Source organism: Achromobacter sp. PD1 (assembly GCF_048541815.1).
In the GTDB taxonomy this organism is placed as follows: domain Bacteria; phylum Pseudomonadota; class Gammaproteobacteria; order Burkholderiales; family Burkholderiaceae_B; genus Achromobacter; species Achromobacter bronchisepticus_A.
The window spans coordinates 1,971,916-1,994,290 of record NZ_CP183349.1 but is presented as its reverse complement, the minus strand read 5'-3'; the positions used below and the strand labels follow the sequence as shown (position 1 = coordinate 1,994,290).

Annotated in this window: 21 protein-coding genes; 13 read left to right on the top strand and 8 right to left on the bottom strand. The window is 68.2% G+C overall.

The genetic code is table 11. The features are described from left to right. Positions 1 to 126 precede the first annotated feature (126 nt). Positions 127 to 1,638 carry an ABC transporter substrate-binding protein gene (locus ACM1PE_RS09480; protein WP_059374331.1) on the bottom strand — a complete coding sequence of 504 codons (1,512 nt, stop codon included), beginning with the start codon at positions 1,636 to 1,638 and terminating at the stop codon, positions 127 to 129. A gap of 35 nt (positions 1,639 to 1,673) precedes the next feature. Further along, complete coding sequence (ggt, locus tag ACM1PE_RS09475) at positions 1,674 to 3,302, bottom strand: gamma-glutamyltransferase (RefSeq protein ID WP_059374330.1); 1,629 nt, start codon at positions 3,300 to 3,302, stop codon at positions 1,674 to 1,676. A gap of 93 nt (positions 3,303 to 3,395) precedes the next feature. Here ggt and ACM1PE_RS09470 point away from each other — a divergent pair, with 93 nt between their 5' ends. Next, positions 3,396 to 4,298: a LysR family transcriptional regulator gene (locus ACM1PE_RS09470; RefSeq protein ID WP_118933542.1), complete on the top strand. Its 903-nt coding sequence runs from the start codon at positions 3,396 to 3,398 to the stop codon at positions 4,296 to 4,298. A gap of 3 nt (positions 4,299 to 4,301) precedes the next feature. Here ACM1PE_RS09470 and ACM1PE_RS09465 read toward each other — a convergent pair whose 3' ends face one another. The 3 genes from ACM1PE_RS09465 to ACM1PE_RS09455 are packed head-to-tail and all read right to left on the bottom strand — an operon-like array spanning position 4,302 to position 8,716. Beyond that, on the bottom strand, positions 4,302 to 6,473 hold the full coding sequence (locus ACM1PE_RS09465) for a phosphocholine-specific phospholipase C (RefSeq protein WP_419343091.1): 2,172 nt from the start codon (positions 6,471 to 6,473) through the stop codon (positions 4,302 to 4,304). Between the two features lie 35 nt (positions 6,474 to 6,508). After that, positions 6,509 to 6,691 (bottom strand): hypothetical protein, encoded by a 183-nt coding sequence (locus ACM1PE_RS09460; protein ID WP_059374323.1) that lies wholly within the window; start codon positions 6,689 to 6,691, stop codon positions 6,509 to 6,511. An 18-nt stretch (positions 6,692 to 6,709) separates the two neighbouring features. Further along, positions 6,710 to 8,716: an alkaline phosphatase family protein gene (locus tag ACM1PE_RS09455; RefSeq protein WP_419343089.1), complete on the bottom strand. Its 2,007-nt coding sequence runs from the start codon at positions 8,714 to 8,716 to the stop codon at positions 6,710 to 6,712. On the opposite strand from ACM1PE_RS09455, the gene ACM1PE_RS09450 reads away from it, so the two are divergent. Beyond that, on the top strand, positions 8,715 to 8,915 hold the full coding sequence (locus ACM1PE_RS09450; RefSeq protein WP_251880586.1) for a hypothetical protein: 201 nt from the start codon (positions 8,715 to 8,717) through the stop codon (positions 8,913 to 8,915). The genes ACM1PE_RS09455 and ACM1PE_RS09450 overlap by 2 nt on opposite strands. Here the strand turns inward: ACM1PE_RS09450 and ACM1PE_RS09445 are convergent. Further along, a complete protein-coding gene (locus tag ACM1PE_RS09445; RefSeq protein ID WP_419343088.1) occupies positions 8,912 to 10,855 on the bottom strand; it encodes a PhoX family protein in 1,944 nt (647 codons plus the stop codon). The two genes, ACM1PE_RS09450 and ACM1PE_RS09445, sit on opposite strands and share 4 nt — an antisense overlap. A gap of 197 nt (positions 10,856 to 11,052) precedes the next feature. Here ACM1PE_RS09445 and ACM1PE_RS09440 point away from each other — a divergent pair, with 197 nt between their 5' ends. The 10 genes from ACM1PE_RS09440 (at position 11,053) to ACM1PE_RS09395 (ending at position 17,138) form a co-directional block, all read left to right on the top strand. Beyond that, the gene (locus tag ACM1PE_RS09440; protein ID WP_187774050.1) at positions 11,053 to 11,487 is read left to right on the top strand and encodes a general secretion pathway protein GspC; all 435 of its coding nucleotides are present in this window, start codon (positions 11,053 to 11,055) and stop codon (positions 11,485 to 11,487) included. Positions 11,488 to 11,597: 110 nt separating this feature from the next. Continuing rightward, positions 11,598 to 12,026: a type II secretion system major pseudopilin GspG gene (gene gspG / locus ACM1PE_RS09435; RefSeq protein ID WP_059374320.1), complete on the top strand. Its 429-nt coding sequence runs from the start codon at positions 11,598 to 11,600 to the stop codon at positions 12,024 to 12,026. Then, complete coding sequence (gene gspH / locus ACM1PE_RS09430) at positions 11,998 to 12,486, top strand: type II secretion system minor pseudopilin GspH (RefSeq protein ID WP_118935116.1); 489 nt, start codon at positions 11,998 to 12,000, stop codon at positions 12,484 to 12,486. The genes gspG and gspH overlap by 29 nt, the downstream gene beginning before the upstream one ends. Continuing rightward, positions 12,473 to 12,874 carry a type II secretion system minor pseudopilin GspI gene (gene gspI, locus ACM1PE_RS09425; protein WP_059374318.1) on the top strand — a complete coding sequence of 134 codons (402 nt, stop codon included), beginning with the start codon at positions 12,473 to 12,475 and terminating at the stop codon, positions 12,872 to 12,874. Before gspH ends, gspI begins: the two co-directional genes overlap by 14 nt. 2 nt (positions 12,875 to 12,876) lie before the next feature. Then, on the top strand, positions 12,877 to 13,482 hold the full coding sequence (locus ACM1PE_RS09420) for a PulJ/GspJ family protein (RefSeq protein WP_419343086.1): 606 nt from the start codon (positions 12,877 to 12,879) through the stop codon (positions 13,480 to 13,482). Further along, positions 13,479 to 14,423 (top strand): type II secretion system minor pseudopilin GspK, encoded by a 945-nt coding sequence (gene gspK, locus ACM1PE_RS09415; protein ID WP_059374316.1) that lies wholly within the window; start codon positions 13,479 to 13,481, stop codon positions 14,421 to 14,423. Before ACM1PE_RS09420 ends, gspK begins: the two co-directional genes overlap by 4 nt. After that, positions 14,420 to 15,412 carry a type II secretion system protein GspL gene (gene gspL, locus ACM1PE_RS09410; RefSeq protein ID WP_419343084.1) on the top strand — a complete coding sequence of 331 codons (993 nt, stop codon included), beginning with the start codon at positions 14,420 to 14,422 and terminating at the stop codon, positions 15,410 to 15,412. The genes gspK and gspL overlap by 4 nt, the downstream gene beginning before the upstream one ends. Then, positions 15,409 to 15,996: a type II secretion system protein GspM gene (gspM, locus tag ACM1PE_RS09405; protein ID WP_419343082.1), complete on the top strand. Its 588-nt coding sequence runs from the start codon at positions 15,409 to 15,411 to the stop codon at positions 15,994 to 15,996. The genes gspL and gspM overlap by 4 nt, the downstream gene beginning before the upstream one ends. 1 nt (position 15,997) lies before the next feature. Continuing rightward, entirely contained in the window at positions 15,998 to 16,750 is a 753-nt protein-coding gene (gene gspN, locus ACM1PE_RS09400) for a type II secretion system protein N (RefSeq protein ID WP_419343080.1), read from the top strand. Positions 16,751 to 16,799: 49 nt separating this feature from the next. After that, positions 16,800 to 17,138: a type II toxin-antitoxin system Phd/YefM family antitoxin gene (locus tag ACM1PE_RS09395; protein ID WP_419343826.1), complete on the top strand. Its 339-nt coding sequence runs from the start codon at positions 16,800 to 16,802 to the stop codon at positions 17,136 to 17,138. A gap of 3 nt (positions 17,139 to 17,141) precedes the next feature. Here ACM1PE_RS09395 and gspE read toward each other — a convergent pair whose 3' ends face one another. Both gspE and gspD read right to left on the bottom strand, forming a co-directional pair. Continuing rightward, positions 17,142 to 18,569 carry a type II secretion system ATPase GspE gene (gspE, locus tag ACM1PE_RS09390; protein ID WP_419343078.1) on the bottom strand — a complete coding sequence of 476 codons (1,428 nt, stop codon included), beginning with the start codon at positions 18,567 to 18,569 and terminating at the stop codon, positions 17,142 to 17,144. Beyond that, positions 18,566 to 20,935, bottom strand: coding sequence for a type II secretion system secretin GspD (gspD, locus tag ACM1PE_RS09385; protein WP_419343076.1), 2,370 nt, complete (start codon positions 20,933 to 20,935; stop codon positions 18,566 to 18,568). The genes gspE and gspD overlap by 4 nt, the downstream gene beginning before the upstream one ends. Positions 20,936 to 21,111: 176 nt before the next feature. On the opposite strand from gspD, the gene gspF reads away from it, so the two are divergent. Continuing rightward, entirely contained in the window at positions 21,112 to 22,317 is a 1,206-nt protein-coding gene (gene gspF, locus ACM1PE_RS09380) for a type II secretion system inner membrane protein GspF (RefSeq protein ID WP_059374497.1), read from the top strand. Positions 22,318 to 22,375: the final 58 nt, after the last annotated feature.

Genomic DNA, 22,375 nt, shown 5'->3' with positions numbered 1-22,375 from the left:
AGAAACCGTAAGACAGGAACGGCGGACGGGGCGCGGAAGATAAACCGCGGCGCCCTGCCGCCGCAAACGACAACCGGACGCGCGAGGCGCGTCCGGCTGGCGCGGCGCTTGACTGCCGCGCCGCGATCACTTCTGCGCGAACGTCACGCCTTTCAGGCGGATCATGCCGTCAGGATAAGGCGTGAAGCCCTTGACCTTCTTGGCCATGGCGAAGGGCCAGGGCTGATAGTAGTTATACACCCCGGGCAATTCGTCCTGGATGATGGTCTGCGCCTGGTCGTAGATGGCCTTGCGCTTGGCTTCGTCGGGCACGGTGCGGGCCTCGTTCAGCAGCTTGTCCACTTCCGGGTTGCAGTAGTGGCCGTCGTTCAGCGCGCCCTTGCAGGTGACGAAGGCGTGGATGTTGCCGTCCGGATCGACCCGGCCCGACCAGCCCAGCATCACGACCTGGAAGTTGCCGCCGGCCGATTCCTTCTGCAGGGCCGCGTACTCGGTCGGGCGCAGCGACAGGTCAAAGCCCGCCTCGGACGCCATGGCCTGCACGATCTCGGCGATCGAAGACGTGGTGGTGTTGTTGCCGAACATGACCTCGGCCTTCACGCGGTCGAAGCCCGCCTGCTTGAGCAGCGCCTTGGCCTTGGCGACGTCGCGCTTGGTCGGCGGGAACTTGTCGCTGTGGTAGGGGCTGGCGGGCGGGAACGGCTGCTGCGCCGGATCGAAGATGCCGCCGCCGGCCACTTCGCTGATGGCGTTGCGGTCGATGGCGTACTGGAACGCCTGGCGCACCAGCTTGTTCTTGAACGGATTGTCCTCGGCGCGCTTGCCGTTGGCGACGTTGAACATGAACTGCTGGAAGCCCAGGCCGGCCACCGGCGCGAAAGTCAGGCTGGCGTCGCTCTTGACCTGCGGCACGTCGGAGGGATTCAGTCGTTCCAGCATGTCCAGGTCGCCCGCGCGCAGGTTGGACAGGCGCACGGTGGTGTCCGGGATCGGCAGGAAGGTCACGCGCTTGAAGGCGAAATCCTTGGCGTCGTAGTACTGGTCGAATTTTTCCAGCACGATGCGGTCGTTCTGGATGCGTTCGACGAACTTGTAGGGACCGGAGCACACCGGCTTGCGGCCAACGGCGGCGACGTCGTCGGTGAAAGTCTTGGGCGACAGCATCATGCCGGCGCGGTCGGACAGTTGCGCCAGCAAGGTGGCGTCGGGCTTTTTCAGCGTCAGCACCAGCGTCGCGGCATCAGGCGCGTCGACCTTTTCGACCGAGGCCAGTTCGCCCTTGCGCAGGCTGTCCGGCAAGGACATGGCCCGTTCCAGGTTGGCCTTGGCCGCGGCGGCGTCGAACTTGGAGCCGTCATGGAACAGCGCGTCTTCGCGCAGCTTGAAGGTCAGCACCTTGTTGTCGGGACTGAACGACCACGAGGTGGCCAGCTGCGGCACGAAGTGCAGCTTGGGATCGATGTCGATCAGCTTGTCGCACAGCGAGGTGAAGACGATGCGGCCCACGTACGTGCGCGCCCGGTGCGGGTCCAGCACGTCCGGATCTTCCTGCAGGCCGATTCGGATGTTCTGGGCGGAAGCCGCGCCCGCGGCCAGCGCCAGCAGGCTGGCGCCGAAGGTCAAGGTCAAGCGTTTCATTATTTAAATTCCCCTTGTGGCTGCGCTATTGCGTATTAGAAGCCGACCGCCTGACCATCGCGCCGGCTGTCGCTGGCGGCGACGTAGCCAAGCTCGTTGTCGTTTTCGGACATGCGCCAGATGAACTGGCCCGCGCCGAAATCCATGTACGGATCGTCGACCGACTTCAAAGCATGCCCGAGGTCTTTCAGGCCCGCAATGGTGGAAGCCTTCATATTGGTCTCGATGTCCAGCGTGAAATCGCGGTTGACCTTCCAGCGCGGCGCGCAGCAGGCGGCCTGCGGATTCTGGTGATAGTCCAGCATGCGCACCACGGTCTGCATGTGGCCTTGCGGCTGCATGTCGCCGCCCATCACGCCAAAGCTCATGACCGGCTTGCCGCCGCGGGTCAGGAAGCCCGGGATGATGGTGTGGAAGGGACGCTTGCCGCCTTCGACCACGTTGGCCGACTTCGGATCCATCGAGAAGCCCACGCCGCGGTTCTGCATGCTGATGCCGGTGCCCGGCACCACCACGCCCGAGCCGAAGCCCATGTAGTTGGACTGGATGAACGAGATCATCATGCCGTTTTCGTCGGCGGCGGTCAGGTAGATGGTGCCGCCGGCGTGCGGACGGCCCGCCTCGAAATGGGTGGCGCGGTCCAGGCGGATCAGCTTGGCGCGGCTGTCCAGGTAGGCGTCGGACAGCATCTGCTCCGGCGTCACCTGCATGGAACGCGGATCCGCCACGTACTTGTACAGGTCGGCGAAAGCCAGCTTCATGGCTTCGATCTGGATGTGCTGCGACTGCACCGAGTCCACCGGGATGTCGGCCATGTCGAAGCGTTCGACGATGCCCAGCGCGATCAGCGCGGCAATGCCCTGCCCGTTCGGCGGGATCTCGTGCAGCTCGTAGCCGCGATAGGACTTGGAAATAGGCTTGACCCATTCCGGGCGGTAGTTGCGCAGGTCTTCCAGGGTCATGGCGCCGCCGCATTCCTGGCTGAAAGCGGCGATGCGCTCGGCCAGTTCGCCTTCATAGAAGTCGCGGCCCTTGGAGGCGGCGATGCGGCGCAGCGTATTGGCAGCGTCCGGGAAACGGAAGTGTTCGCCGACCTTGGGCGCGCGGCCTTCGGGCAGGAAGGCCTGGGCGTAGCCCGGCTGCGATTTCAGTTCCTCGGCCGCGGCGGCCCACTTGTGCGCCACCACCGGCGGCACGGCGTAGCCGCGCTCGGCGATTTCGATGGCGGGTTCGAACAGTTGCTCGAACGGCAGCTTGCCCAGCTTTTCATGCAGCGCGGCCCAGCCAGCCACCACGCCCGGCACCGTCACGGCGTCCCAGCCGCGCTTGGGCTGGATCGCCAGGCCGTTGGCGCCCACGCCGTGCTTGCGCTTGAAGTATTCGGTGCTCCAGGCCGCCGGTGCCACGCCCGAGGAGTTCAGGCCGTGCAATTCCTTGCCGTCCCAGACGATGGCGAAACAGTCGCCGCCCAGGCCGCAGGACACGGGTTCGACCAGGACGATGGTGGCGGCCGCGGCGATGGCGGCGTCCACGGCATTGCCGCCCTTGAGCAGCATGCGCAACCCTGCCTGCGCCGCCAGCGGATGCGACGTGGACACCACATTGCGGGCGAACAGCGGAATGCGGACGGAAGGATACGGGTTGCCCCAGTCGAAGGATTTCATGTGGCTAGTCTCATAACGGGTAAGCGGCCGAAGTTACTCCCGTGGTTTAATTAAATCAATTTGAAATTTTGTTCCGTCATAAAAGAGATTTTTGTGAGTACCATCCGCTTTCTGCGCACTTTCCTGGCGGTCGCACACCACGGTTCCTTTTCGGAAGCGGCCGAGCAGGTGGCGCTGACGCAGGCCGCCGTCAGCTTCCAGATGCGCTCCCTGGAAGCGGAACTGGGCCGCGAACTCTTCGACCGCAGCGGCCGGCTCGCCATCCTGAACGCCGCCGGCCGGGAATTACTCCCTGAAATCAAGCACTTGCTGGACCTTTACGACCGCATGCGGCTGCCGCGCACCGTACCTGGCGAGCTGGCCGGGTCGGTCGCCGTGGGCAGCATCGTGTCCTGCATGGGCACCCTGTCCAAGGTCGTATCGGGCATGAAGAAGCAGCACCCCAAGCTGGACGTGCGCATCCTGTCGGGCAAGGCCAGCGAGCTGGCGGGCAAGGTCGAGGACGGCGAGCTGGACGCGGCCTTCCTGGTGGAGGCCGGGCGCAAGATGGCCAGCACGCGCTGGACCGCGCTATATGAAGAGCAACTGGTGGTGATCGCGCCGCGCTCGGCGCCGGGCGAAGACGCGCGCCAGGTGCTGGCGCAGAACCCCTTCCTGCGCTTTGACCGCACCCAGCGCACCGGCCTGCAGATAGACCGGCTGCTGCGCCGCCTGGCGGTGCCGCTGAATGAATTCCTGGAACTCAACGCGATCGAGACCCTGGTCGAACTGGTGCGCCAGGAAGTCGGCGTGACGCTGCTGCCGCTGATCAACGGCTCCAACTGGCAGCACAGTCCGGAACTGCGGATTCTCACGCTGCCGCAGGACCTGGGGCCGATGGCGCGCGCCATCGGCATGCTGGAGCGGCGCGAGCATGCGCGCCAGGGCATCACGGCGGCGATCTGCGAGGCGTGCGCCCAGGCGTTCCAGGCGCGCGAACCGCAGACCGCCGCCTGAGGCTTACAGCCCCATCGCCGGATCCGTCACCGACGAACGGCCGGTTTCCACGCGGCCGGCAAAGCGGCGCAGATAGGCCGGATCCTCGGCCAGGCGCACGGTGAAGTCGTACCAGCCCTGGCTGCCTTCCAGCGCCCAGTGCTGTTCGACCTGGCCGCCCGCGGGCACGGTGAACTTCCAGCGCTCGTGGTTGGCGTAATAGGCATTGGGCGCGACTTCGAAGGTGCAGGGGTTCTGGCCGCCGTTGATGAAGCTGACGTAGACGTCGCCCTTGGCGATTTCATAGCAGACCCGGATTTCCGCCGCCAGCGCCGACGTGCGGGCCAAGGCCAGGTCGCCCGCGAAATGGCGGTGGTAGCCGTTGGGGCCCAGCACCCAGAGGTCGTACTTGCCGCCGTCGGCCGCCGCGTCCCAGCTGCCTTCGAGCTGCTTGTCCGGCTCCACCGTGTAGCGGCGCGGCAGGCGGTCCAGGTGCAGGCGGTCATAGACATGGAACACCGCCGCCTGCTTGCCCGTATTGGAGAACACCAGGCGCATGGCGCCCGTGTCGGGCTGGGCGCGGCCGCTGGTGTGCAGTTCGTAGGGCAAGGCGCGGGAATAGCGCACGCCCTGCTCCTGCACCGGCTTGGCCTGGGTGCTGGGGTCGGGCAGCGGCACGGCCTGCAGCGCTTCCTGCGCGCTGCGCTCACTGTCGGAACCCGCGCGGGTAAGCAGATTCAGGTCGGGCAGCTTTTCGTTATTGGGCGTGGCGAAGTTGAAGGCCGAGGTCAGGTCGCCCAGCACCGCGCGGCGCCAGGGGCTGATGTTGTCCTCGGCCACGCCGAAGCGGGCTTCCAGGAAGCGCAGCACCGAGGTGTGGTCGAAGGCCTGGGAATTGACCCAGCCGCCACGGCTCCAGGGCGACACCACGTACATGGGGACGCGCGGGCCGGGGCCATAGACGCGGTCGTCGGCGGCATCCTGGGCCGAGGCATGGGTGTGACGCTCCAGGTCGGTGTTGACGGTGGAGGCGCCGGCCATCGAGCCGTCCGGATTCAGCGAGGGCGCGGCGGGCGGCGGCACGTGGTCGAAATAGCCGTCGTTCTCGTCGAAGTTGATGAGCAGCACGGTCTTGCTCCAGACCTCGGGATTGGCCGTCAGCGCGTCCAGCGCTTCCTGGATGTACCAGGCGCCCTGGATCGGGCTGGACGGACCGGGGTGCTCGGAATACGTGGCGGGCGCCACGATCCACGACACCTGCGGCAGCGTGCCGTTGAGGGCGTCCTCGCGCAGCGCCTTCAGGAAGCCGCCGTCGGGCATGGTGTTGGCCGTGCCCTTGTAGAGCGGGTTGGCGGCGTCCATGGACGGGGTCCAGGCCGGGTACGGCGCGCCGTTGGCGCTGTTGCCGGCCAGCTCGTTGGCGCGGCGGTACTGCTTGAAGCCGGCCAGCGAGTTGTCGCCGAAGTTCTCCGGCAGGTTCTGGTAAACCTTCCAGGTGACGCCCGCTTCCTGCAGGCGTTCGGGATAGGTCTTCCAGGTCCAGCCGGTGGACGAGGCGCCCAGGCTGTCCCACTGGTTGCGGGTCGAAGGGCCGTTGCCCAGGGACAGCGGGTCGTTGGTGCCGGTCCAGAGGAACAGGCGGTTGGTGTTGGTGCCGCCGTGGGTCGAGCAATGGTAGGCATCGCACAGCGTGAAGGCTTCGGCCAGCGCGAACTGGAACTCCACCTCCTTCTTCTTGTAGTAGCCCATGGACTGGTTCTGCTTGTAGCGCGGCCAGTGGTCCATGCGGCCGCCGTCCCAGGCCATCTGCGCGTCCATGTAGTCGTGCGGCGTGCCGGCCACGCGCTGGGCGTTGCCCTGCGTGCTGTCCAGGTGATACGGCATGACAACGCGCGTGCCGTTGCTCTGCTCCCAGACCGAGCGCTTTTCAGGCAGCGGGATGGTGATGCGGTCGCCGAAGCCGCGCACGCCCTTGAACGTGCCGAAGTACATGTCGAAGGAGCGGTTTTCCTGCATCAGGATGACCACGTGCTCGACGTCGTTGATGGTGCCGGTGCGGTTGTTGGCGGGGATGGCCAGCGCGCGGCGGATCGCCGGCGGAAACATCGACAGCGCGGTCAAGCCTGCGGTCGAGGCGGCCGCGTTGCGCAAGAAACGGCGCTTGCCGGCGTGGACCTGGTCTTTATCGAACGTCACGGATTCTATTCCTATGGATCGGGTGGACGCGCGGCTCAAGGCGCGCAACGCAATTCGGGTTTGACGGGCTCGGGCTTCGGCGTCTCGGGTTGGCCGGTGCCGGGGTCTTTGCCGCCGTCGCTGTCGCCGTCATCGCCGCCGCAGGCAGCCAGCGTGGCGCTCAGCATCAGCACCGCGCCCAGGCGCAGGAAACCGCGCAAGATCATGGACATGCTCATTTTTTTATCCTCGATACATCAGGGAAACAGTTCGGAAACGGACTTGCCGGAGAGGGCGAGCGACTTCACTTCAGCTTCGGTGAGCGCGCGCGACCAGTACGCCAGGTCGTCGAAGTACATCGTGTAGGGACCCTTGGTGCCGGCGCAGCAGACGCCATAGGTGCCGCGTCCGTCTTCATTCAGGCCCAGGTGCGGACCGTAGACGCCGGCGATCTTGGTCAGGTCGACCGAGCCCGTGCCGATGGTGCGCTGGGAGAAGCCCAGTTCGCTGTCGTAGACGGACGCCGTCAGGGTCTTGGCCGTCTTGTTCACGGTCATCGCGACGTAGACCGGCTTGTTCGGGGTGAACTTGACGTTGTTGATGTCGACCCGCGAGCCGCCGCCAGCCAGGTTGAAATACAGCACCGGACCGGCCCACTGCGCGATGGTGATGCCGGGGTTGCCGCCGGAGTTGTAGTCCTTGTTGCCCAGGATGGAACGGTCATTGGCGGTGCCGTCGGACTGATACCAGAAGCCGATGGTGAAGGCCTGGGCCGCGTCCAGCATGCCGGCCGGATAGTCCAGCTTGAAGCCGCCCAGGGCAGCCGCGCTGCGGTCGTTCTTGAACATCTTGCCGAACACGCCTGCATCCGCGTAGACCGGCGCCTGCGTGCCGTCGAACGGCGTGATGGCTCCGCCGCCGGCGGCGAGGTCGGTCATGTTGCCTTCGAACGGGAACAGCATCGTCAGGCCGGTGCGCAGCGAAGCCAGCAGCGGCAGCGGCTTGGTGTAGGCCACGGTGGTGCGCGCCGCGCTGACCGCGTTGCCGACCGCCACGCTGTAGTTCAAGGTATGCACGCCCTCGGTCTCGAACTTGAAACCCTTGTCGACGTACTCGGCGGCCGTGCCAGGCACGCGCGCGATCTCCACGCCGTCGCGGCTGACCACGATGTCGCCGGCGGGTTCGCCCACGCGCACCCAGCTCAGCGTCACGCTCTTGTTGTCGGTGGAGGTGCGGGCCGCGGTGTGGCGCAACGCCAGCTTGCCGGCAAGCGACGTGCCCGCCATGTCGTACTTGGCGGCGGCCGGCAGCGCCTTCAGATGGTCCAGCACCGTCGGCGTCACATCGGCCGCGCTGGGCAGCGCGTACCAGTTGTTGTCCCACAGGCCGTCAAACGATGCATCGTCGGCGCTGCCGCCCAGCAGCGCAGGCTGGTTGGCGGCCAACAGGATGGTCTTGTTCGAGGACATGGGACGGCCGTCGCTGGCGCCAGTCTTGCCCAGGCCGTGGCTGGAAGCCACGATCACCAGCCACTTCTCGCCCGGATGCTCCGCCTTGCGGTCGGCGATCTGCTTGGCCAGCGCGCCGATGGCGGCGTCGGCCTGGCGGATCGCGCTGTCATAGGCCGAGCCGAAGCCGTTCTCCGACGCCACGCGTTCCGGCGCGCCGAACTGCGCCACCACCACGTCATAGCCTTCGGTAATGCGGTCGCGCGCCTGGGCGGCGACGCAATCGTCCGCGCCTGCACAGTCGGTCAGCGACTGCAGATAGCCCGCGTCGCGTTGACCGGCGATCAACCCGGCCAGCACCGTCGAATTGAAGGCGGCGGCGCTGCGCGCTTCGGGACGCGCCTGCTTGACGCGCTGGAACAGGGTCGGCGATTGCAGCGTTTCGCCCTGCACGCTGTAGCGCACGCCATGCTGGTCGGCCCATTGCCCGGTCAGCAACGTCGCCCAGCCCGGCGCCAGCAGCGTCGGCTGCTGCGTGGGCGCGTCCGTCACGCCGCCGGTCCAGGCGCGCGTGGCATTGAACTGCGCGATGTTGGGCAGGAACTTGTCGGCCACGCCGCGGCGCATCGCGTCGTAGGTCAGGCCGTCGACGCCGATGAACAGCACCTTGTCGGCGGGCGTGGGGTCCGGCTGGGTCACGGGCGGCTGGGTCGGCGGCGCATCGGTGTCGTCGTCATCGTCGCTGCCTCCGCAGCCCGCCAGGGCGCTGGTCGCCAGCAGGGCCGCGCACCATCTTCTCCAATTCAATGCTTGCATGCTTCTCTTCTCTAGTCATGAACAGGGTTTTATGCAGGGCTACATGATGGCCAGCCAAGGTGAAAGCCCCGTGAAGCAAAGAAGAGAAACCTTGATCGACGGATCAGGATTCTTTTGCGCGCGATCCGCAAAAAAAAACGGCTTCCCGAAGGAAGCCGCGGCACAGCCGGAGGCAGGCTGGCGCCTGCCGCAAGCCTAGGCGCCGATCTTGACGCCGGTCAGATAACCCACCGACGCGCCAAAGCCGTCCTTGTAGTTGGCCTTGACCAGGGGTTCCAGCGTGGGCCGCACCACCGAGTGCACGCTGCCCCAATCGGCCGCGTGCTGGAAGTTGCTGGTGATGTAGGTCCAGCCGTTGATCTCGTCCACGGCCTGCAGGCCGGTGGATTCCGCGGCCACCGGGCAGGACAGCAGGCGCGACAACTGCCTGGTGTCGACGTTGTAGGCCCACAGGAAGTTGTTGACGTGGCCGCCGCTGTCCTCGCCCACGAAGAGCGTGCGCAGCTTCTCCGAGAACTTGAGGTTGTCGGGGTTGGAGATCTTGTCGGCGGCGTGGGTATTGCCCAGCGCATCGCGCGCGGCCAGCACTTCGCCCACCAGTTCCGGCACCGCGGCCATGTCCACCGGCACCCAGGCGCTGTCGATAGCCTTCCCGTCCGTGTCGACCTGGCCTTCCTTCATGTGCAGCTGGTAGACCGCGCCCGCCGCCGGGCCTTCGACCTTGAAGCCGGGCGACAAGCCGTCGGTCATCGAGCTGTCCACGCGCGACATCGCGCTGTAGGCGATCTTGTCCTTGGCGTTGACGGTGGTGCCCTCCATCTTGGAGAAGGCCAGCGTGCCGCCCACCATGGCGGCGTAACGGTGGGTTTCCAGAAAGGCCGCGGCCACGTTGCGCCCGGGCTGCAGCTTGACCCAGTTGTCCTTGCCGGAATAGCGGATCTTGGTGAAGGCGGCATCCAGCGGGTCGGCGGTGCGCACGTCCATGATGTCGGCGGCGCTCAGCTGGTCGGCCAGCGCCTGCACTTCGGCGCTGGTCGCGTGGCCCAGCTTGATCCAGGTCAGCGTGCCGGCGCCGGGGCCGGTGCCCGAGGTCTGGTTCCATTTGGCGACATACAGCGTGCCGGCCGACAGATCGGCCTTGCGGTCGGCCACGAACATGAACAGGCCGCCGTTGGTGGCGTCGTCGCCCATCAGCGCGGTGCGCTGGTCCGGCATGACCTGCACCAGCTCGTGCGAAATGCGGCCCATGCAATAGTGCTTCTTGATAGTGCCGGTGCCGTCCGGGTTGACGGTGACCTCGGGCATGTGGCCGTAGTGGTAGGGATTGGCCTTGGCCGGATCGCCGTAGAGATTCTGGCTGTAGGCCTGGAACGAGGACGACGCCTTGGCCGTGGTGGCGTCGGGTTCGTACTCTTCGCTGGACAGATGGGTGTTCCAGGGCGAGAGGCTCGCGCCACAGGTGATCCACAGGCCATGCACCGACGACGTGTCCACGGTGTGGTACTTCACCAGGCTGAGCTTGCCGGTGTTGGTGTCCTGCGACAGCGTCAGCACCGCGATCTGCGACGGCAGCAGGCCGTACATGTCCTTGCCGGCCTGGTCCATGGACTGGTACTCGAACTGCACCACCGCGTACAGCGCGTTGCCGGCCACGCCCGCCACCTTGGTCGGTTCCGACAAGGACAGCAGCGACATGCCGTCCGGACAGTTCGAGAAGAACTGCCGCGCCTTCGCGGGCACCGAATTGTCGACGATGGGCGCGCCGGCCAGGTTGTAGTAGCCGCCGGCGACCACGGTGCCGCCCTTGCCGTCCGGCACGGCGTCGCCCGTCATGAAGAAAGGCTCGTAGCCCAGCTCGACGCTGCGCTTGGAGCCGTCGCTGAACGTCAGCTCCAGCGCCGAGGCGACGGTGGTACGCGCCATCAGTTCAGGCTGGGACAGCGAGGGCGCGGCCATGGACCTGAAGGAGGCGGACTTGAAGGTGACCGGCGCGACGGGCGGCGTGCTGTCGTCATCGTCATCGCTGGAATTACAGCCGGCCAGCAGCGCGGTCAGGCTGACGCCGCCCAGCGGCAGCATCGGCGCGCCTCCCAGCATTTTGAGGAGTCGGCGGCGATTGGCTTGGTTCAGGTCTTGCATGCGGGTTCCCTGTTGGAAAGGAGGTCTGCCCGGATGCGGCATCCGGACTTCAGCGCATGCTAGACATGGGGCATGTACGAACGATGACAGAAGGCCCCGCGCAACAAGAGCGATGGCAGATACCGCGGGGCATCGCAAGCCTGTCATGTAGCGACGCTATAGTCGGCCCGTCGCAACCCGCCCTTCCCGCCTGTTCCATGCCCTTCTCCCTGCGCCCGAACCTGCCCGCCGCGTTCCGCGTTCTTGCCGTGCTGGCCCTGGCCGCGGGCCTGGGCGTATGGGCGTCGATCCTGCTTGCGCCCAAGGCCGGCGCCTTGCCTGCGGCGGTATCGGCGGGAGCGCCGCGCGCCGCCGACAACACGCCCGTGGCGCTGTGGTTCGGCAAGGACGAAGCCATGCGCACGCAGATCACCGTGCTGGGCGTGATCGCCGCGGGCGCCGACGGCGCCGCCGTGCTCAGCGTCGACGGCGGCCCGCCGCTGGCCTGGCGCGCGGGCGGCGAAGTGGCCCCCGGCATCGTGCTGCGCGCAGTCGCCGCGGACGCGGTGACGGTGGAACAGGCCGGACGCTCAAGCCGCCTGCCAGCGCCGGCCGCCCTGCCCGCGCCCGCCGGCATATCGCGCGAAAAGTAGGCCGCGCCGCGCGCGGGCCGGCTCTTTGCGCATTTGGCGGCGGCGTGAGTATTGCTGTCATATTTCATGTCCACAATCCTCCGCTCCTACTGAAAGACCGGAGTCATCAAGTGCGTCAGTTACCGCGCGGGCTTGCCCGCCAGCAAGGTTTCACCCTCATCGAGATCATGGTGGTGATTGTGATCATGGGGATACTTGCGGCGTTGATCGTCCCCCGCGTGCTGGACCGTCCCGACCAGGCCCGCCAGGTCGCCGCGCGTCAGGACATCGCCGGTATCATGCAGGCGCTGAAGCTGTACCGCCTGGACAATGGCCGCTACCCCAGCACCGCGCAGGGCTTGCGCGCGCTGGTGCAGAAACCCGAGGGCGCGAACAACTGGCGCGGCTACCTGGACAAGCTGCCCAACGATCCCTGGGGCCATCCCTATCAATACCTGAGCCCTGGCGTCAAAGGCGATATCGACGTGTTCTCGTTCGGCGCCGACAACAAGCCCGGTGGAGAAAGCGGCGATGCCGACATCGGCTCCTGGGAACTCTGAGCGCGGCTTCACGCTGGTCGAAGTCCTGGTGGTCCTGGTGATCGTGGCGATCGCGGCCAGCATGGTGAGCCTGTCCGTCGGCCGCGGCGACAACCGTCTGCGCGGCGACGCCCAGCGCCTGGCCGACGCCTTCACCGTGGCCCAGAGCGAGGCCCGCAGCGACGGCCGCCCCATCCGTTGGCTCGCCAATGGCCAGGGCTGGTCGTTCGAACGCCAGGGGCGGCTGCCGGGCCCGAACGCCGAGGAAGACAGGCCGTTGCCGCCAGACCGGCTGGAACGCGACGAGGTGCTGCGCCCGCAATCCTGGTCGACGGCGCCGGTGGCGCTGCGGCTCGATCCGGACCGGCCGCTGGTGTTCAACACGGAATGGGTCGCCGCGCCCGTCACGCTGACGCTGAGCGCGGGCGATGCCCGCGTCACCTTGCGGCGCGACGCCGCGGGCCGCTATGAAATTCAATGAACCGCCCCGCCCGCCCGATCGGCAACGCGGGTTCACGCTGATCGAAGTGCTGGTGGCCCTGGCCATCATCGCCGTCGCCATGGGCGCCGCCCTGCGCGCGACCGGCGTCATGGCGGAGAACAACCGCGCCCTGCAGGACAAGACGCTGGCGCTGCTGGCCGCGCAGAACGCGCTTGCCCAGTTGCGGCTGGAACAGGCGCTGCCGCGCGCGGGCACGCGCAGCGCGCCTTGTCCGCAGGGCGGCCGGGCTTTGCAGTGCGAAATGGAGTTTACGAATTCGATGAACCGCAGCTTCCGCCAGGTGTCGATCAAGGTGCGCGACGCCGGCGCCTCGCAGGCGGACGCCGTGCTGCTGCAGCTGGACGGCCTCTTGTCCAGCCTGCGATAGCCATGCGCCGCCCTCCCCGATCCCAAGCCGGCTTCACGCTGATCGAAGTGCTGGTGGCCCTGGCCCTGATGGCGCTGGTCAGCCTGATGGCCTGGCGCGGCCTGGCCAGCGTATCCGGCGCGCGCGAGCGGATCGAGGCGCAGGCCGAGGACATCGATGCCATCGTCCGCACGCTGGGCCAGATGGCGCGCGATGTGGATCTGTCCTACACCGGTCCCGGCTTCGAGCCGGCGGGCCTGGATGTGCAGGCTTACACCAGCGGCCTGCGCCTGCTGCGCCGCGCAGGCGGCGGTCCCGTGTTCGAGATCCTGCGCCCCGACCCGGACGACAACGGCCTGTGGCAGCGCGTGCAATGGCAGGTGCGCAAGGACGGCCTGTGGCGCGCCAGCGGGCCGTCGGCGGCGCGCAGTCCGCTGCCCGCGACGGACAACGGCATCCTCCTGCTGCCCGGCACGCGGGCCTTGACGCTGCGCGCCTGGGTGCCGGGGACCGGTTGGGTGAATGGCGAAGGCAGTCAGGCCGCGGCCCCGAGCGGCCTGGAGATCGCGCTGGAACGCGGCGCGCCGGGATCCCCCGAGCGCTACACCCGCGTGCTGGAGCTGCCATGAAACGCACGCGCAACGCAGAACGCGGCGCGGCGGTCATCAGCGCGCTCATCATCGTCGCCATCGTCGCCGCCCTGACCACCGGACTGTTCCAGCGCCAGACCGCCAGCACGCGGCGCGTGGAAAACGAGATGGCGCGGGTGCAGGCGCGCGCCATGCTGGCCGGCGGCATAGACTGGGCCCGCCTGATCGTGCGCGACCACAGCAAGCGCGAACCGATCACCCGCGGCGACCAGATATGGGCCACCCCGGTGCTGGACACGCGCATCGAACGGCCCGGCGACGAACGCGTTGCGGTGTTCTCCGGCCGCGTGCAGGACGAGCAAGGCAAGTACAACCTCTATAACCTGGCGAACAATGGCGTGCCGCAGCCCGAGCAGGAACTGGTGCTGCGCAGGCTGCTGAACACGCTGCAGCTGCCCGACACCCTGGCCGCGCGCATGGTGGACATTATGTCGGCCGCGCAGCCCGTGGCGCCGCCGGCGGATGCGGCTTCGGCGCCGCAGGGACGGCCCGCGCCCGACGCCCGCGCCCCTTTGCCGCGCGGCGTGGACGAAGTGGCGGCCCTGCTGGCGCTGGAGCCGTCGGCGCGCAACGAGCTGCGCCGCACGATGACAGTGCTGCCCGTCGCCACCAGCGTCAACGTCAACACCGCGCCCGCGGAGGTGCTTGCAGCGCTGGTGCCCGGCCTGTCGCTCAGCCAGGCCCGGTCCATGGCGGGCGAACGCGACCGCGGCAACTGGTTCAACAATTCCGGCGATTTCGCCAACCGCCTGGCCGGCGCGGGCGTGAAGACGCCTGCGCCGGCCGTCGCCACCACCAGCGGCTGGTTCCTGGCCAGCGGCACCGTGGCCTATGAGCGGGCGCGCATCTCCATGCAGGCGCTGCTGCGCAGCTCGCCGCCCGCCGCCCCCGACACCTTATGGACCAGAGAAATTCCTTGAAGAACATCCTGCGCATCGCGCTGCCCCCGCTGGACGAGTTCGGCTCCGGCTCTCTCCTGCCCTATGCCTGGTTCGACCGGCGCGGACGCTGCGCCCGCCAGGGCGAGCTCACACTTGAAGCCCTGGGGCACGCCTACCCCCACGCCGCCTGCGAAGCCGTGCTGCATCCTGCCGACGTGATCGCCGCCAGCGTGCAGATCCCCGCGGTGGCGCGCGCCCGCTTTGCGGCCGCGGTGCACAGCGCGCTGGAGCCGCTGGTGCTCAGCGACCTGGACGCGCTGGCTATCGGCCACGGCCCGCGCTCGGCCGACGGCACCGTGCCGCTGGCCTGGGCCGCGCGCGAACCCGTGCGCCGCGGCTGGAGCCTGCTGAATGCGCAGGGCTTGCGCACGCAGGCGCTCATCGCGCCGCAAGCGCTGGGCGCCGAGACCACGGAACCATTGCGCGACCCCGCCGATCCCCGCTGGCTGGCGCCCTCGCCTTCGTGGTCGCTGGCCATGCCCCAGCTGGCGCCGGCCCGCGTTTCAGCCTGGCGCCCCGCCTGGCGCTGGGCCGCGGCCGCGGCAGTCGTCTGGATAGGCGGGCTGAATCTGTACGCCTCGCAGCTGCAAGCCGAAGCCGACGCGTTGCGCAATGGCATGCACGCGCAGGTCCTGGCCGCGTTCCCCGACCTGCCGGTGGTCCTGGACCCGCCGCGCCAGGCGCAGCAAGGCCTGGACGCGCTGCAAGCGAACCGCGGCGCGGCCAATGCCGCCGACTTCCTGCCCCTGGCGCGCGCCGCGGCCCAGGCCCTGCCCTTCGCCGCCGACAAGGTGGCCCGCCTGGGCTACGCCGAACAGGCGCTGACGCTGCAGCTGGCGGACGCCGGCGAGCAGTCGCAACGTGTCGCGGAAACCCCCGCGCTGATCCAGCAAGCCGCCGCCCTGGGCCTGAAGCTCGAACGCGGCGATAACGACAACACCTGGCGCATCGTGCGCGCGCAACCATGAAACTCCCGCAAGCCCTGCATGCGGCCAGGCAGTCGCTGGCCAAGACCCTCACGCCCGCGCTGACGCGCGCCGGGCAACGCTACCGGGCGCTGGCGCCGCGTGAGCGCCGGCTGGTGACCGCGGCCGGCCTGCTGCTGGGCGGCGCGCTGGTCTTCGTCACCCTGATCGAACCGCCCTTGAACACGCTGCGCAAGCTGCAGGCGGAATTACCCGCGCTGCGCGGCCAGGCCGCCACGGTCGCCGACCTGACCGCGCAAGCCACGGCATTGCGGCACAAGTCGGCGGCGCCCGCCGGCGCCATGCCCAGCACCGCGGAGCTGGGCGCCTCGCTGGAACGCGCCGGACTCGCCGCGGAGCTATGGACGCTGGGTCAGCCCGAGCAGGGATCGGGCATGCTGCTGACGCTGAAGCAGGCGCCCTCTTCGGCCTTGCTGCGCTGGCTGGACGGTGCGGCGCGCGACTGGGGCCTGGCCGTCAAGGAGGTGCAGCTCACCCGTGCCGCCAATGTCAACGGGCGGCCGCTGCCCGGCCTGGTCAATGGCAAGGTGAGCCTGGCGGCGCCGCAAGCGTCGGAGCGTGGCTGAGATGTCTGCCGTCCGACTTTCCAAACGTTCCGCCGCGCTGCTCCTGGCCGGCACCGTCTGTGCCGCCGCAGCCGCCATCACCGTGCTGCCCGCACGCTGGCTGCTGGCCGTGCTGCCGGACAAGGCGCCGATCACGCTGGCCGACGCCAGCGGCACCTTGTGGCGCGGCAGCGCCTGGATCGCGCTGGGACCTCCCGGCGCGCGCCGCATGTTGCCGCAACCGGTGCAGTGGCAATGGCGCTGGGACGCGCTCGCGCTGGATATCTCCCACCCCTGGCTGCAAGGTCCCTTGCGCGCGACGCCCGCCTGGAACGGCGTGTCGGTGCCGGCCCAGTCGCTGCGCGCGCCCGCCTCCATCCTGTCCGCGCTGGGCGCGCCGTGGAACACCATCGCCCCGCAGGGCACGCTGGAAATCCGCTGGCAGCCGCTGCGGCTGGGCGCGGCCCTGCCCGCAGGCCCGGTGGCCGAACTGCGCTGGCGCAACGCCAGCACCGCGCTGACGCCGGTGGCGCCCGTGGGCTCGTATCTGCTGCGGGTGCAAGGCGGCAAGTCAGGCTCCACGCTGGCCCTGAGCACGGAAAGCGGCCTGCTCGAGGTCACCGGCCAGGGCAGCGCAGGCGGGCGCGGCGGCCTGAAGTTCCGGGGCCAGGCGACCTACGCCGACGCCGCGCGTGAAGCGGACCGGGCGGCGCTGGATGGACTGTTGTCGGCGCTGGGGCGGCGTTCGGGGGATGTTACGACCTTCGGGACATGAACCAGAGAAGGCAAGCTCGGCACTAGACTATGCGTTGTTAGGTACAAGTATTTCGCCCGCGGAGCCTGTCAAGAGCATCTCCTCCGCCGATGTGATTCCGTTGCCCCAAGCTCGATCCAATTTGTCCCAGTTCGCTGATCAGGTCAAGTCCGGAGCCGAGAAGATCATCACCAAGAATGGTGAAAGCTACGTCGCGCTGATCGACGCCGAGCGGCTGGACCACTACCAGCGACTGGAACAGGAACGCATCCACCTGCTGTTGATCGACGATGCTAGCCGGAGCTTGTCCGATGTTGCGGCCGGCAAGCTCAAGGACGCGCTAAGCGCGGTGTCGGCCCTCAAGCACCGCCAGCTTTCCTTCGACTTTCCAGACCGCTGGCGGGGATAGACCCTAGGCATCCCGCGTCACCCGCAGGATCTCCTCCGGCGAGGTCTGCCCGCTGTCGACCCAGCGCTGTCCGTCCTCGCGCATGGTGCGCATGCCTGACGCGGCCGCCGCGCGCCGCAGTTCGCGCTCGTCGCGTCCTTCGTGGATCAGCCGGCGCGCCTCGTCGTCCACCGTGAAGAGTTCGTGGATGCCGGAACGCCCGCTGTAGCCGGTATGGTTGCAGGCGTCGCAGCCCACCGGATGGAACACGCGCGCGCCGTCCTGCATGGCGGGCTGCTTGCAAGCCGGGCACAGCTTGCGCACCAGGCGTTGGGCCAGTACGCCCAATAGCGACGACGCCAGCAGGAAGGGTTCGACCCCCATGTCCGTGAGCCGGGTCACGGCGGACACCGAGTCGTTGGTGTGCAGCGTGGCCAGCACCAGGTGGCCGGTGAGCGAGGCCTGCACCGCGATCTGCGCGGTCTCCAGGTCGCGGATTTCGCCAATCATGATGACGTCGGGGTCCTGCCGCAGGATCGCGCGCAGGGCCAGCGCGAAGCTCATGTCGATCTTGGCGTTGACCTGCGTCTGGCTGATGCCGGCCAGGTCGTACTCGATCGGGTCCTCGACCGTGAGGATGTTGCTCGTAGAGGCGTCCAGGCGGCTGAGCGCCGCGTACAGCGTGGTGGTCTTGCCGCTGCCGGTGGGTCCGGTCACCAGCACGATGCCGTGCGGCTGGCGGATCAACCGGTCCAGCTGGCCCAGCACGCCCGCATCCATGCCCAGCTTTTCCAGCTGCAGGCGCCCCGCTTCCTTGTCCAGCAGGCGCAGCACCGCGCGTTCGCCGTGTCCGGTGGGCAAGGTGGACACGCGCACGTCGATGGGCCGTCCGCCCACGCGCAGCGCAATACGACCGTCCTGCGGCAAGCGCTTTTCGGCGATGTCCAGGTGCGCCATGATCTTGATGCGCGAGATCAGCGCGGCATGCAGCGCCTTGCGCGGCGACACCACGTCGCGCAAGGTGCCGTCGACCCGGTAGCGCACCACCGAGTGGGTCTCGAAGGGTTCGATGTGGATGTCGCTGGCGCCGTCGCGCGCCGCCTGGGCGAACAGCGCGTTGATCATGCGGATCACGGGCGCGTCGTCCTGGGCTTCGAGCAGGTCAGCCACCTCGGGCATGTCCTGCATCAGGCGGTCCAGGTCGATCTCGTTCTCGGCCACGCCCATGACCGAAGCCGCGTCTTCCGAGTGGCTGTAGGCCGCGGTCAGCAGGGTTTCCAGCGCCTGGTCGTCGACCTGCGCCAGTTCGATGTCGCCGTGGCAGCGGCGGATCTCGCGCACCGCCCATTCCGGCGTGCGCGGGCTGACGGTCAGGCGGGCCTGGCCGCCGCGCAGCGACAACATCGCGCGCTGCGCCCGGGCCCAGGCATAAGGCAAGGGATGCGCGCTCATAGCAGCGTATCGGGGTCCACGGCCACGCTGTGCATCAGCGTGCGCGACACGCGGATGGCGTCCGAAGCGTCGCGCGCAGACTCCGTGCCGGGATACTGGCGCACCGCGAAGGACTGGGCCGTGACCGGCGCCGGCCGGCGCAACGTTTCGGCCTGATGTTCCGGGCGCAGGTCATAGGCGTTGTTCGACACCGAAGGCGCGGAGCCCGACGCCGGCAGCATCGGCGCCTGCATGTCGGGCAGCGCCCAGTGCTGGCCTGGCTGCACCGCCGCCTGCGCGCGGCGCATGTAGTCGTAGCGGTCCATGGTGACGCCCGCCGTGCGATTGGCGTCGCGCACCACGTAGGGACGCAGGAACACCATCAAGTTGGTCTTGGTGCGCTTGCGCGAATCGTAGCGGAACAACGAGCCGATCACGGGCAAGGATCCCAGCAGCGGCACGCTGTTGGTGGAGAGCGTGACGTTGTCTTCCAACAGGCCGCCCAGCACGATGATCTGGCCGTCGTCGATCAGCACGCTGGTGTCGATGGCGCGCTTGTTGGTCACGATGCCAGTGGTGGAGTTGGAGCGGCTTTCGTCGATGCTGCTGACTTCCTGGTAGATGTCCAGCTTTACCGCGCCGCCCTCGGAAATCTGCGGCCGGATGTTCAGCTTCAGGCCCACGTCCTCGCGTTCGATGGTCTGGAACGGATTGGTGCTGCCGTTGCTGCCCGACGTCACGTACTGCCCGGTCACGAACGGCACGGTCTTGCCCACCAGGATGCTGGCCGATTGGTTGTCCAGGGTCAGCAGGTTGGGCGTGGACAGGATGTTGGCTTCGCCGGTGTTCTCCATGGCGCGCGCCAGCACGCCCAGGTTGATCACCTTGTTGCCCAGCACGTCGACCGTGCCCTTGACCACCCCCAGGCTCAGGCCGCTGCCGATGCCGTCGATGGTGGTCGGCCCCTTGCCGGTGATGCCGCTGCCGCCCAGGTTGGTGCCGCCGATGAAGCTGGTGCCGTCGCTGTTGATGTTGCCGGCGCCCGTCATCCACTGGATGCCGAACTCCGCCGCCTTGGCCTCGCTGACTTCCACGATCAGGCTTTCCACCAGCACCTGCGCGCGACGCTGGTCGAGCTGGTCGATGACTTCACGCAGGCTGCGGTACAGCGGCTCGGGCGCGGAGATGATGAGCGAGTTGGTGGCCGGGTCGGCCTGGATGGTGGCGCCGCCGGCCGAATACGACACGGCCTGCGTGCTGTTGTCTTCGCGCGAGATGCGTTCCTGCTCGCCCGACAATCCGCCTTTGTTCGAACCCGACATGCCGGCCATGCCCGCCGCCTGGGCAGCCATGCCTGGCGCGGCGTTCTGCGTGCGCGCTCCGCCCTGCGCCGCCGCGCCGCCGCTGGCGCCACCCGTGGCGCCAGGCGCGGAATTCGCCTGCCCGGTCAATAGTCCGCCCAGCACCTCGGCGATGCGCGTGGCCTGCGCGTTGCGCATGTAGACCACGTGCAGATTGCCGGCGCGGTTCTGCTGCGCGTCCAGCTTCATGATGAGATCGCGCGCCAGCCGGGTGCGCGCCGGGCTGCCGGAACGCACCAGCACGCTGTTGCTGCGCGGATCGGCCACCACGGCGATGCGCTGCGTCGGATCGCTGCTTTGCGTATCCAGCAGCTGCGAGGCCAGGATGGCGAGGTCGGTGGCGACGGCCGAACGCACCGGCACCACGTCCGTGTCGATCGAGCTGGGCACGTCGATGCGCGCAATGACCTGCGCGATCCGTTCCAGGTTATCGGCGTAGTCCGTCACCACCAGCGTGTTGTTGCCGGGATAGGCGTTGATCGGGTTATTGGGCGGCACCATGGGGCGCAGCACCGGCACCAGGTTGGCGGCGTTCTCGTACTTCAGCGGGAACACGCGGGTCAGCATTTCGCCACTGCTGCCCTTGGCGAACGCGGACACGGGCACGGGACCACGGCCCGCGCCGCCGGCAGGCGCGCCGCCCACGGCTTGCGCGGGACGTGCGCTGCCCGCCACCACGCTGCCTTGCAGCTTGCCGTCGGCCTCGGGCACCACGCGCGTCACGCCGTCCACCTCGACGATGGCAAAGCCCTGCATGCGCAGCGCGCCCGTCAGCATCGACAACGCCTGCGCGCTGTCCACGGGACGGTCCGACACCAGCGTCAGCTTGCCCTTGACGCGCGGATCCACCAGGAAGTTGCGCTGCGTGAACAGCGACAGCGCGCGCAGCACGGCGGGGATATCGGTGTCGACGAAATTCAGACTGACGCGATTGTCGGTCTGTTGAGCATGGACTGTGCTGGCCGCGGGTCCGAGCTGGCTTGCGGCGAGCAGTACCGCAAGGCTGAATTGCGCAATATGACGCATGACGGGATAGGTGCCTGAAACGTGAAATCGTGTGAAAAAACGTGAAAGCGCGTCGGAGTATACGGGGTGACAGTGCAACACTACGGTCATAATTCGCAGGCATCGTAGCGGCCTTGAAACCCTTTAAATTCGGGGCTTTGCGCGTTTTTTTCATGCGCGCTGGCCATGCTTTCCAGATGCCTTCCTTCCGTTACGAAGCCACCGATGCGTTGGGGAAGATCGTGCGCGGCACGATCGACGCCGACAGCGAACGCGGCGCCCGCAACCAGCTGCGCGGCCGCGGCCTGCTGCCGCTGTCCACGTCCCTCGCGGCGCGCGCCGAAGGCTTCGGCGCATCGCTGCGCACGCGCCTGTCGGATGCGGATCTGGCCTGGCTCACCCGCCAGCTGGCCAGCCTGCTGGCCGCGAGCCTGCCGCTGGACGCGGCCCTGAGCGCCACGCTGGAACAGGCCGAGAAAAAACACATCGCCGCTACGCTGGGCGGCGTGCGCGACGATGTGCGCGCGGGCCACAAGCTGTCGACCGCCCTGGCCGCGCGGCCGCGCGACTTCCCGGAGATCTACCGCGCGCTGATCGGCGCCGGCGAAGAATCGGGCGATCTCGCGCAAGTGATGGAGAAGCTGGCGGACTACATCGAGGAGCGCAACGCCTTGCGCAGCAAGGTGCTGACCGCGTTCATCTATCCGGCGGTGGTGGCCTGCGTGTCGGTGATCATCGTGATCTTCCTGCTGGGCTACGTGGTGCCGCAGGTGGTGTCGGCGTTCAGCCAGGCCAAGCAGGAGCTGCCGCTCCTGACGCGCATCATGCTGGCGCTGTCGGACTACGTGCGCGAATGGGGCGTCGCGACCGGCGCGGCGCTGGCGGCGGCCGTCGCGCTGTGGCGCTACGCGCTGCGCGCGCCCGCCGCGCGGCGCGCCTGGCATGCGCGCGTGCTGAAGCTGCCCTTGGCCGGGCGCTTCGTGCTGGGCGTGAATGCCGCGCGCTTCGCGTCCACGCTGGCGATCCTCTCGGGCAGCGGCGTGGCATTGCTGACGGCCCTGGAGGCGGCGCGCCGCACCCTGGGCAACGATGTGCTGCGCCAGGCCGTGGACGAAGCCTCGGCGCGCGTGCGCGAAGGCGCGTCGCTATCGGCATCCTTGGGCGCGCAAAAGGTGTTTCCGTCGCTGCTGGTGCATCTGATCGCCAGCGGCGAGAAGACCGGCCGCCTGCCTGAACTGCTGGACCGCGGCGCGCAGAACCTGTCGCGCGATCTGGAGCGGCGCGCCATGGCCATGACGGCGCTGCTGGAACCGGCGCTGATATTGCTGATGGGGGGATTCGTGCTGCTGATCGTGCTGGCGGTGATGAGCCCGATCCTGGAGATGAACCAGCTCATCCGCTAGGCCGGAAAATGCGTTGCGGGCTTGGTGCGGCAGGATCCTCGCCGCGCCAAGCCCGCAA

Bases quoted from the DNA above. Each gene is read 5' to 3' on its own strand.
- ACM1PE_RS09480 (WP_059374331.1), bottom strand. From the start codon at position 1,638: ATGAAACGCTTGACCTTGACCTTCGGCGCCAGCCTGCTGGCGCTGGCC.
- ggt (WP_059374330.1), bottom strand. From the start codon at position 3,302: ATGAAATCCTTCGACTGGGGCAACCCGTATCCTTCCGTCCGCATTCCG.
- ACM1PE_RS09460 (WP_059374323.1), bottom strand. From the start codon at position 6,691: ATGAGCATGTCCATGATCTTGCGCGGTTTCCTGCGCCTGGGCGCGGTG.
- ACM1PE_RS09450 (WP_251880586.1), top strand. From the start codon at position 8,715: ATGCTTCTCTTCTCTAGTCATGAACAGGGTTTTATGCAGGGCTACATG.
- ACM1PE_RS09455 (WP_419343089.1), bottom strand. From the start codon at position 8,716: ATGCAAGCATTGAATTGGAGAAGATGGTGCGCGGCCCTGCTGGCGACC.
- ACM1PE_RS09445 (WP_419343088.1), bottom strand. From the start codon at position 10,855: ATGCAAGACCTGAACCAAGCCAATCGCCGCCGACTCCTCAAAATGCTG.
- ACM1PE_RS09440 (WP_187774050.1), top strand. From the start codon at position 11,053: ATGCCCTTCTCCCTGCGCCCGAACCTGCCCGCCGCGTTCCGCGTTCTT.
- gspH (WP_118935116.1), top strand. From the start codon at position 11,998: ATGCCGACATCGGCTCCTGGGAACTCTGAGCGCGGCTTCACGCTGGTC.
- gspI (WP_059374318.1), top strand. From the start codon at position 12,473: ATGAAATTCAATGAACCGCCCCGCCCGCCCGATCGGCAACGCGGGTTC.
- ACM1PE_RS09420 (WP_419343086.1), top strand. From the start codon at position 12,877: ATGCGCCGCCCTCCCCGATCCCAAGCCGGCTTCACGCTGATCGAAGTG.
- gspK (WP_059374316.1), top strand. From the start codon at position 13,479: ATGAAACGCACGCGCAACGCAGAACGCGGCGCGGCGGTCATCAGCGCG.
- gspM (WP_419343082.1), top strand. From the start codon at position 15,409: ATGAAACTCCCGCAAGCCCTGCATGCGGCCAGGCAGTCGCTGGCCAAG.
- gspN (WP_419343080.1), top strand. From the start codon at position 15,998: ATGTCTGCCGTCCGACTTTCCAAACGTTCCGCCGCGCTGCTCCTGGCC.
- gspE (WP_419343078.1), bottom strand. From the start codon at position 18,569: ATGAGCGCGCATCCCTTGCCTTATGCCTGGGCCCGGGCGCAGCGCGCG.
- gspD (WP_419343076.1), bottom strand. From the start codon at position 20,935: ATGCGTCATATTGCGCAATTCAGCCTTGCGGTACTGCTCGCCGCAAGC.
- gspF (WP_059374497.1), top strand. From the start codon at position 21,112: ATGCCTTCCTTCCGTTACGAAGCCACCGATGCGTTGGGGAAGATCGTG.